Here is a 4483-nt window from a genome sequence, read left to right as displayed (position 1 = left end):
GTATCTCGACAGCCTTCCGTCCGGCGCCTGCCCGAACTGGCTCATCGGGAGCCATGACAAGCCGCGCATCGCGGACCGGATTGGACCTGATCAGGCGCGGATTGCCGCCATGCTCCTGCTCACCCTGCCCGGAATGGTGGCGATCTATGCCGGCGACGAGATCGGGATGCGCGATGTCGAGATCCCGCCGAGCGAGGCTCGCGACCCATTCGAGCGGCGGGTACCGGGTTATGGCCTCAACCGGGATCCGCATCGCGCGCCGATGCGGTGGAACACGAGGCCTCAGGCTGGCTTCACGACGGGCGAGCCATGGCTGCCGATCGGAGATGGCATCGAAAGATTGAATGTCGACACGCAACTTCGCGACCCGCATTCACTGCTCAATCTCTATCGCCGTCTGATTGCGCTGCGCCGTGCGGAGCCCGCGCTCCAGGCCGGCAGCTACGAGTTGCTGGGTCGTTTCGGTGAGGTGCTCGTCTTCCAGCGGCGCCTTGGGGACTGCGCATTCCTGGTCGCCCTCAATTTCGGCCAAGCTCCGGAGGCCGTGCCGGTGACGCATCACGGGACGGCACGTCTCTCCACCGGTCTCGACCGTTCGGATGAAACGATCGCGGGCACCCTGCCGCTATACCCCAACGAGGGCGTCATCGTGGAGTGTCGTCGGGACACGCAGTAGTGCGCCGGCATCGCGGCATGCTGTCATGAGCCCGGAAGGTGGCAGATCATTGAAACCACCCGTCACGCCGTTTTGGGGCCGGTGTCCACAGCAGCCGGCTTCTGCGGTGCGGTCCCGGTCTGGTCTGCGCCACCTTCGGGCGAGGCGGCGTCACGTTCGGCCAGTTCGCGCTCGGCTTCGAACCAATGATCCTCCGGATTCCCGGAGCGCCCCTGGCGCTCCCAGATCTCGTGGGCCCGCTCGCGAACCCTGTGCTCCCGATCGTCACCCATCATCGGCTCCCCCTCAGGATTATCCTCGCTATCCTTTTCCCCCGAGCGCAGGTTCACGAAAGGCCATAACCCCGGTCACGCAACGATTACCGGGGCGTGCCCTGCCGCGGACCAGCTCAGCGCTTCTGCTCGCCCGACTGCATGAGAACAAGATGCTGGCTCACGATCTCGGGCAAGTGCTGCTCGAGCCAGCTCGCCATCTCCTCTTCCTGCGCGAGGATCTGCTGCGCGACCTGTTCCACGCGAGCCTCGCCGGCCGCCCGCGCCATCACCATGAGCGCCGTGTAGGACGCGATCTCGAAGTGCTCGAAGGCGTAGCCCGCGAAGCTGTTCTTCAGCACCTCGTCGGAGGCGGCCGCATGCGTCATCATCTGCACGTTCTGCACGAGGCCCATGACGGTGTCCTTCAGCGTCGAGGGGCTCTCGCCGAGATCCTCGAGCGCCTGAGCGACCAGAGCCTGCTGCTGCCGGCTCTCTTTCAGGTGCTGGGCAATGCGTGCCTGGAGCTCAGGATAGTGCTCGAGCCGCTCGGAATTGCGCTCCAGCATCTCGATTGCCTGCTGCTCCAGGCCATGCGCGTTGCGCAGGCCCGAGATCATCATCTCGCGTGCGTCTTCGACCCGGAATGTGCCCGGCTGAGGTCCGGACATCCCGGTGCTGCTCGTCGATGTCTGCTGCATGGTTTCATCCTTTCGATGAGGAGGCCGTGCCCATGCATGGTATCGGCAGGCAGGCGCGGTGCCGGGCAGCCACGCAGCGGGTTCGCTCCATCATTCCACGAGAACCAGCCAACTAAGACAAACATAGGTTAAATTAAGGCAAAGAATTTCAGAAAAGTTAAGTTGAATAACCTATGTTAACTCGCCACGGTGTACTTGTCTCCGCCTCATGGTCATCTTGGAACCCGGACACTTACAATCCTGTTTACAACAAGTCGCCTCACCCGGGTCAAGGGTAACGAGCAATGGGAGCAATACTCCTGCCCCAGTGTGGAGAGTAACAATGTCCCAACACCCTGGAACACTGCTCTCGCCCGAGCTGCGTGACTGCCTCCTCAAGACGATCCCGCACCTGCGTGCCTTTGCGATCTCCTTGGCCGGCAATGCTGATCAGGCCGATGACCTGGTCCAGGAAGCGATTGTTCGTGGCTTGGGCAGCCTCCATAAGTTCGAAACGGGCACCAACTTCCCGGCTTGGCTCTTTGCCATCCTGCGCAATCAGTTCCACAGCGCGATGCGCCGGAAAAGACGGGAGGTCGAAGACCCAGAGGGCATGATGGCAGGCATGCTTGCCACCCTGCCTGAGCAGCATGGCAATCTTGAACTCGAAGACCTCAAGACGGCTCTTGCGCAGCTTTCCCTGGAGCAGCGCGAGGTCCTGCTCCTGATCGGAGCAGAAGGGTGGAGCTATGAAGAGACCGCGCAGATTTGCGGGGTCAAGATCGGCACCATCAAGAGCCGGGTGAACCGCGCCCGTGCCCGCCTCGCCAGCCTGCTCGAACTCCAGGATGAGGAGGATCTCGGACCGGATCGTGTTCTCAGGGCCGTGCTCTGTGTCGAAGAAACCAGAAGGAGCGACGCAGGACGAGCACCGTACGGCCTGACGGGGCAAACCAGCGACATCTACACGACCACACGTGGTGCAGTCTGAGGAAGCAGTCATGAGTTTCGATTTGACCGACGCTGAGACCACTTCGGGCCGCAGCGGTGTGGACCCGTGTTCGCCCAACGCCTGCATGATCGTGGAGGATCAGGCGTTGATAGGCCTCTCGCTGCAACTCTATCTGGCGGACATGGGCCTGGAGGCTTGCGAGCCGCTCCCGTCAGCAGCCGCGGCTCTGGAATGGCTCGTCATGAATACCCCGGCCATGGCCATTCTCGATTACGCGCTCAAGGATGGACCTTGCACCACTCTCATTCGCATCCTTGAAGAGCGTGCCATTCCGTTCGTGATCTACTCCGGGTACGAGCGCAGTGTCTCACCAGCAGAGCTTCAGCATGTGCCCTGGATCACCAAACCATGTGATCGGGAAGCCCTCCTGGCGGCGTTGATCCATGCTGCCCCGGCTCGTTCCGAGCGGCCCTCACGGGCGGCCTAACGTTCCGGCCATGACGAACGCGCCTTCAGGCCTGTGCGCGTTCAAGAGCATCGATCCCGAAGAGCCGGATGCGCGTGGCGCCATCTCGGCACTGGTTTATCTCCTCGTGCTGGGGCTTGGCATGTGATCGCCGGTGCACTGTCGGGGATTGGGGCGACTTACGTCTGGGTGAAGCAATCTTGACAATCCCCGCGATCAATCTGCTCACCATCAGCATGATGGGCCTTGCCACCTATCTCACCCACATCGGGGCCACCTTGCGCTGCGCAACCGCACCTTCAGCCCCAGCGCCAAGGGCGTCATGGAAGCCGCCCCGGGATGCGTCCTGATTGCGGTGACCACACCGCACTTGTCATCGAGCCGCCGGCTGATCTGATGGCCCTTGCCCGCCCTCACGGCCGTCGTAGCGACGCGTCTGCCGATGCTGACGACGATCGCGCTCGCTGTCGTGTCCGCGGGGCTGCTGCGTCACCTCACGGGCTAGGTCCGCAATGGGTCCAGGGTTTCCCGGATCCGTTCGCGGGCCAGCTTGAGCACCGACCGGGTCGCACATCGGAGATGGATCTCGTCGCGAGGAGAGCCCGGGTTGCTCAGTTCTGGGTCGAGGCCCCGAGGTGTGTCGGCATGCCTGTCCTCGATGATGTCCACCACGCAACTCCCGATCCGTGTTTGGGGCAGCGATCGCCAGGGCAGCAGGGTTTCCTCATCCCAGGCACGCCACCAACCCGAACCAGGTGGCCTCATCCCAGTAGGTGAGAGACCGGCTGAACGGCCATTCACCCTTCCCAAGCGCGAGTACGAGGCACAGCACTCCGGACAGCCCCGCCAGGTTGAAGAAGGAGCTCGGGTATCCGGCCACGATCTGGCAGGCTCCGATGATGAGAAATGTCACGAGCTTGAGGCCAAACCGAGCTGCGACAGGGGAGACATCGATCATGACGATTCCCTATGGCCGTCGAGGCTCTCATGATACCGCGTGCGCCAAATCGCGACTTATCCTGCGTGAGCCGGATCGCGAGATCATCGTCCATCCACACGCACCTGGGTCATCCGGCGACTGCGGTCGAGGACAAGTCACGGACTAGAGCCTGTTGATCACGCTTGTCGAGCGCGGCGTGCTCACGACGGAGAAGACGCCTGAGGCCGTCGAGGCGGTGATCTCGACCAAGCGCCGGATGCTCGAGGAGCAGGACGAGCCGCGCATCTCGGCAGCGGCTGCGGGGCTCGTCAGCCGGATCGCCAATACCCTCACGGCCATCAGGCATGAGCGCGAGGAGACCAGCGGCACGCCGTGAGAGCCGCTGGACAGGGGCACGGATCACCCGCTTTCGCGAATGTTGGCGTCCAGACCGTCACCCTCGCGCTCGAGGTGCAGGTAGTCGGCGTTGAAAGCTGCAACCCTCTGCAAGGCATTCAGGTCGAGAAGGGTGAGGCGCT

7 protein-coding genes and 1 pseudogene are annotated in these 4483 nt (G+C 62.9%); 5 read left to right on the top strand and 3 right to left on the bottom strand.

The annotated features are described in order from the left end of the window. Positions 1 to 676 (top strand): alpha-amylase family glycosyl hydrolase (locus BN1233_RS48700; RefSeq protein WP_048709694.1); only part of this gene is annotated, 676 nt, incomplete at its 5' end. A 62-nt stretch (positions 677 to 738) separates the two neighbouring features. Here the strand turns inward: BN1233_RS48700 and BN1233_RS32585 are convergent. Next, positions 739 to 951 (bottom strand): DUF2934 domain-containing protein, encoded by a 213-nt coding sequence (locus BN1233_RS32585; RefSeq protein WP_052764029.1) that lies wholly within the window; start codon positions 949 to 951, stop codon positions 739 to 741. Between the two features lie 113 nt (positions 952 to 1064). Next, entirely contained in the window at positions 1065 to 1628 is a 564-nt protein-coding gene (locus BN1233_RS32580; RefSeq protein WP_197094624.1) for a ferritin-like domain-containing protein, read from the bottom strand. Between the two features lie 322 nt (positions 1629 to 1950). Here BN1233_RS32580 and BN1233_RS32575 point away from each other — a divergent pair, with 322 nt between their 5' ends. The 3 genes and pseudogenes from BN1233_RS32575 (at position 1951) to BN1233_RS32565 (ending at position 3530) form a co-directional block, all read left to right on the top strand. Further along, positions 1951 to 2598 (top strand): sigma-70 family RNA polymerase sigma factor, encoded by a 648-nt coding sequence (locus tag BN1233_RS32575; RefSeq protein ID WP_063776738.1) that lies wholly within the window; start codon positions 1951 to 1953, stop codon positions 2596 to 2598. Positions 2599 to 2608: 10 nt separating this feature from the next. Beyond that, on the top strand, positions 2609 to 3046 hold the full coding sequence (locus BN1233_RS32570; protein ID WP_048709691.1) for a response regulator: 438 nt from the start codon (positions 2609 to 2611) through the stop codon (positions 3044 to 3046). Between the two features lie 215 nt (positions 3047 to 3261). Next, a pseudogene (locus BN1233_RS32565) lies at positions 3262 to 3530 on the top strand (AzlD family protein). Between the two features lie 219 nt (positions 3531 to 3749). On the opposite strand, the gene BN1233_RS32560 reads toward BN1233_RS32565, so the two are convergent. Beyond that, positions 3750 to 3983 carry a hypothetical protein gene (locus tag BN1233_RS32560; RefSeq protein WP_046867825.1) on the bottom strand — a complete coding sequence of 78 codons (234 nt, stop codon included), beginning with the start codon at positions 3981 to 3983 and terminating at the stop codon, positions 3750 to 3752. A 154-nt stretch (positions 3984 to 4137) separates the two neighbouring features. Between BN1233_RS32560 and BN1233_RS32555 the strand changes: the two genes are divergently transcribed. Then, positions 4138 to 4341 (top strand): hypothetical protein, encoded by a 204-nt coding sequence (locus BN1233_RS32555; RefSeq protein WP_046867824.1) that lies wholly within the window; start codon positions 4138 to 4140, stop codon positions 4339 to 4341. Positions 4342 to 4483: the final 142 nt, after the last annotated feature.

This window comes from Microvirga massiliensis (assembly GCF_001006805.1).
Taxonomy (GTDB): Bacteria; Pseudomonadota; Alphaproteobacteria; order Rhizobiales; family Beijerinckiaceae; genus Microvirga; species Microvirga massiliensis.
The sequence above is the reverse complement of the archived record's forward strand: the minus strand, read 5'-3'. Positions and strand labels throughout refer to the sequence as shown.